This window comes from Cryobacterium sp. 10I1, assembly GCF_035019805.1.
Taxonomy (GTDB): domain Bacteria; phylum Actinomycetota; class Actinomycetes; order Actinomycetales; family Microbacteriaceae; genus Cryobacterium; species Cryobacterium glucosi.
This window is the reverse complement of sequence record NZ_JASJVF010000283.1, coordinates 1-3,896: the sequence shown is the minus strand read 5'-3', so window position 1 is coordinate 3,896 and position 3,896 is coordinate 1. Positions and strand designations below refer to the sequence as shown.

The following is a 3,896-nucleotide window of genomic DNA, read 5'->3' as shown; positions in this document are numbered from 1 at the left end:
AACGATACGAGGCCTTTCAACAGTCGACAACGTTGTTGATCGTCGACGGCGTTGAGACCAAGGGCAGCCGTCTCCGGCAGGTCCTCAGTCGGGAACGCGCGCCGGCTCTCGGGGTCGGCGAGCCCGGCCTTGACGGTCTGCATGTCCGAGAAGTCGGGGTGGACCCGCAGGGCGATCGTGGTCGAGACCGTGTGGCCCAGGCCCGAACGGATCGTGATGCGTTCCCGCATCCGCCCGGCGCTCACGGTCCGCGTCACCTCGAGCCGCAGCCGCGGGTCGGCGGTGGCGTCGTCGAGGTGCCGAAGCAGCGAGGTGAAGGTCACTTCGCCCGAACCGCGCCCGGCCTGGGCGATCGCCTCGCCGTGTGCCCCGCCGACCGAGACGTCCCAGCCAGAGAGCACGCGGGTGTCCGCGTGGTACAGGCCGTGGATCGGCAGTTCGGTGCGCCCGTCGGGACGTGACCACGCCTGGGTGGGTGCGGCGAGGACGATGGTCGAATCGTGGAGCAGCGGCTGGACCGGGTGGTCGCCGGCGGGCTGAATGGGCACGGGCGTCGAGATGAGGGACTGGGAAAGCATGAGGAAGGAACGACTCCTGGGTTGAAGCGGATGTCCACAGGGGGACGGAGAAGGTGGGCCGGCCGGCCGGGACTTACTCCTTGACGGCGCCGTCGGTGGTGTTCATGATCCGTTTCTGGAAGATGAAGAACATCACCGCGACCGGGATGGTCATGATCGCCGCGGCGGCGAGTTTGAGCGGATACTGGGTGCCCTGGCTGAGCTCCCCGGAGGCGAGCGAAGCGACGCCCTTGGTGAGCGTGGTCAGTTCAGGGGACTGGGTGGCCACGATGAAGTGCGAGAGCTCGTTCCACGATCCCTGGAAGGACAGGATGATGATCGTGATCAGGGCGGGCCTCGCCATCGGCAGCACGATCGACCAGAACACCCGGAAGGTGCCTGCCCCGTCGATGCGGGCCTGTTCCTCGACGCTCGCGGGGATCGATTCGAAGAAGTTCTTCATGATGAAGACCCCGGCGGCGTCGGTGAGGAGCGGAACGATCATGCCGACGTAGGTGTCGTAGATGCCGATCTGGTTGATCACGAGGAACTTCGGGATCAGGAGCACGACGCCGGGCACGCTCATCACGGCGATCAGGCCGGCGAAGATGACCGTCCGGCCGCGGAACTGCAACCGGGCGAGGGCGTAGCCGGCGAGCGAGTTGAAGAACACCCGTCCGAGCGTGACGAAGATCGTGACGATGGCGGAGTTCTTGAACCAGACCGGGAAGTCCGAGTTGAGGAACAGTTTCTGGTACGCCGCGGTCGACCAGGTCTGCGGGAGCAGCGAGATGGGATTGCTCGCCGCCTCGACATCCGTCTTGAACGAGGTCGCGACCTGCACGAGGAACGGGGCGATGTAGATGATCGCGAGCACGGTGAGGATCGCGTACATCAGCGACCGGCCGGCGACGGCGCGGGTGGGGAGCTTCTCGCGGCTGAGGGCACGGAGTTTGCGGGTTGGGCTGACCGTGGGCGCGCTCATCGTGACTCTCCGGACTTCGTCGTCGATGCGGGTGTGGCCGTGGCCGCCAGGGCGACCGCTGAGGCGGGATTCGTGAGGTAGGGCCGCATCCTGCGCTTCGACACCGGCCGTTCGCGCAGCACCCAGCGCTGGAAGAGCGTGAAGAACACGATGATCACGAAGAGGATGAACGCGATCGCGGCGCCCTGGCCCCATTCCTGGTTGTTGAACGCCGACTGGTAGGACAGGTAGGCGGGCGTGAGCGTGGTCTTGCCGGGTGCGCCCTTGGTGCCGGTGTAGATCTGGTCGAAGACCTGCCAGCTGCCGATCAGGCCGAGGGTGAGCACGGTGAACAGGGTCGGGCGCAGCTGGGGGAGGGTGACCTTCCAGAACCGCTGCCAGCCGTTGGCGCCGTCCATCATCGCGGCCTCGGTGACCTCGCCGCTGAGGTTCTGCAGTGCCGCGATGAAGAGCAGCATGAACGTGCCGCTCGTGGTGAACACGGCCATCAGGATGAAGGCCGTCATGGCGACAGAGGGGCCGGCGAGCCAGTCCCACCAGGAGACGCCGAGGAAGGATCCGTCCGTGAGCGCGGCGGGGCCCTGGGTCACCCCGAAGAGCTGCAGGAAGTTGTGCAGGATGCCGCTCGGGTCGTTGAACCAGTTCGGTCCGTTGATGCCGATGAACGAGAGCAGCTTGTTGATGGCGCCCGTCGAGCTGAACAGGAACAGCCAGAGCACGGTGATCGCCACCGAGCTCGTCACCGACGGAAAGTAGAACGAGGTGCGGAAGAAGCCGCGGCCGCGGAGGATCTGCCGGTTGACGAGCACGGCGAGCAGGAGGGAGAGGGCGGTCTGGATCGGGACGACGAGCACGACGTACCACGCGTTGTTGCGCAGTGCCGTGCCGAAGTCCTGTTCGGCCAGGCCGCCCCCATTCAGCAGGGTGGAGTAGTTGTCAAAGCCGACGAACTTCACGTTGCCGCCGAAGGGGCTGCCGCGGCCTCCCCAGTCGGAGAAGCTGACCCAGAGTGCCATGAGCACAGGGACGACGAGGAACATCCCGAGCAGGATGATCATCGGGGCGGTGAAGAGCCACCCCGAGGCGGCCTCGCCGCCCCGGATTCCGGAGCGGCGAGACGTGCGTGCGGGCTTCGACATGTCGAACTACTTCAGCAGCGCTTCGAGGTTCTTCTGGGCGGCGTCGAGGATCTGCTGGGGATCGCCCGTCTTGAGGGACTCGAGCTTGGAGTTCAGCTCGGTCACGACATCCGCTGAGCCCTTCGCGGTGGGCGTGCCGACGGCGTAGTCAGCACCGTTCAGGAACGGGACGAGCACCGGGTTGGCGGCCTTCCAGTCGGACGCGGCGGACTTGATCGACGGCATCGGGCCGAAGGCCGTTGAGAAGGCCAGCTGGGAGTCCTTGCTGGTCAGCTGCTCGACGAGCTTGAGCGCGGCGGCCTGGTTGGGGCTGTCCGTTGCGATGCCCCAGCAGTTGGTGAACTGCATGGTGCCCTTGCCGGCGGGGCCGGCCGGAAGTTCGGCGACCGTGTACTTCACGCTCGGGTAGTCGCTGGACATGGCACCGGTGATCCAGTTGCCCTCAATCGTCATGGCTGCGAGCTGCTTACCGAAAGCCTCGCCGCCCCAGCCGGCTCCGACGTCCTTCGCGTACTTCATCACGCCGTCGTTCAGGAGCTTCTTGACCTCGGTGAGACCGGCGACGGCCTCTGCGCTGTTCGCGGTGGCCTTGGAGCTGTCCTCGTTCATGAGGTTGCCGCCGGCCTGCGCCATGAAGGCGCCGGCGCGTGCGTATTCGCCGCCGATGGCGAGGCCGACCTGGTCGGGCGTGGTCAGCTTCTTGGCCACGGTTTCGAGCTGGTCCCAGGTCGTGGGGATGTCGGCGTCGGTGAGTCCGGCCTTCGCCCAGGCATCCGTGTTGATCACGAGGCCGAGCGTGGAGAAGTCCTTCGGCGCGCAGTAGAACTGGCCGTCGTAGGTGAAGGACTTGACGAGGCTCGGGTAGAAGTCGTCCTTGTTGGCGAGGCTGTCGCCGTAGGCGAGCAGGGAACCGTTCGAGGCGTAGCCGGCGAGGGCATCCGTCGACAGGTAGAACACGTCGGCCGGCTTCTTGGCCGCGAAGCCCTGGGCGAGCTGCTGGTTGAGGTCGCTCGCGACGGAGACGGTGGCCTTCGTGCCGCTCGAGGAGGACCAGGATGCGACGGCCGCGTTGACGGCCTTCGTCTCGGCGTCGCCGCTTGAACCGATCAGGACGGTGAGGCTCTTGCTCGCGTCGCTCGTGAGGGCGGCGGCCGAGCCGGTCGAGCCGGACGTGGTGCCGCCGAAGCTTGAGCTGCAGCCCGTGAGGGCGAGCGC

The 3,896-nt window shown here is 66.5% G+C and carries 4 protein-coding genes; all 4 read right to left on the bottom strand.

All coding sequences use genetic code 11. The annotated features are described in order from the left end of the window. A partial coding sequence (locus QN345_RS16535) for a glycogen debranching N-terminal domain-containing protein (RefSeq protein ID WP_323508901.1) occupies positions 1–578 on the bottom strand: 578 nt, incomplete at its 3' end. Positions 579–651: 73 nt separating this feature from the next. After that, a complete protein-coding gene (locus tag QN345_RS16530) occupies positions 652–1,452 on the bottom strand; it encodes a carbohydrate ABC transporter permease (RefSeq protein ID WP_322137276.1) in 801 nt (266 codons plus the stop codon). A gap of 86 nt (positions 1,453–1,538) precedes the next feature. Next, positions 1,539–2,681 carry a carbohydrate ABC transporter permease gene (locus QN345_RS16525; RefSeq protein WP_134559904.1) on the bottom strand — a complete coding sequence of 381 codons (1,143 nt, stop codon included), beginning with the start codon at positions 2,679–2,681 and terminating at the stop codon, positions 1,539–1,541. 6 nt (positions 2,682–2,687) lie between these two features. Next, positions 2,688–3,896: sugar ABC transporter substrate-binding protein (locus QN345_RS16520; protein ID WP_323508900.1), on the bottom strand; the 1,209-nt coding region annotated here is incomplete at its 5' end.

What these genes read in the sequence shown, in the direction of transcription:
- QN345_RS16530 (WP_322137276.1), bottom strand. Translation starts at nt 1,452, where the DNA reads ATGTACGCGATCCTCACCGTGCTCGCGATCATCTACATCGCCCCGTTC.
- QN345_RS16525 (WP_134559904.1), bottom strand. Translation starts at nt 2,681, where the DNA reads ATGTCGAAGCCCGCACGCACGTCTCGCCGCTCCGGAATCCGGGGCGGC.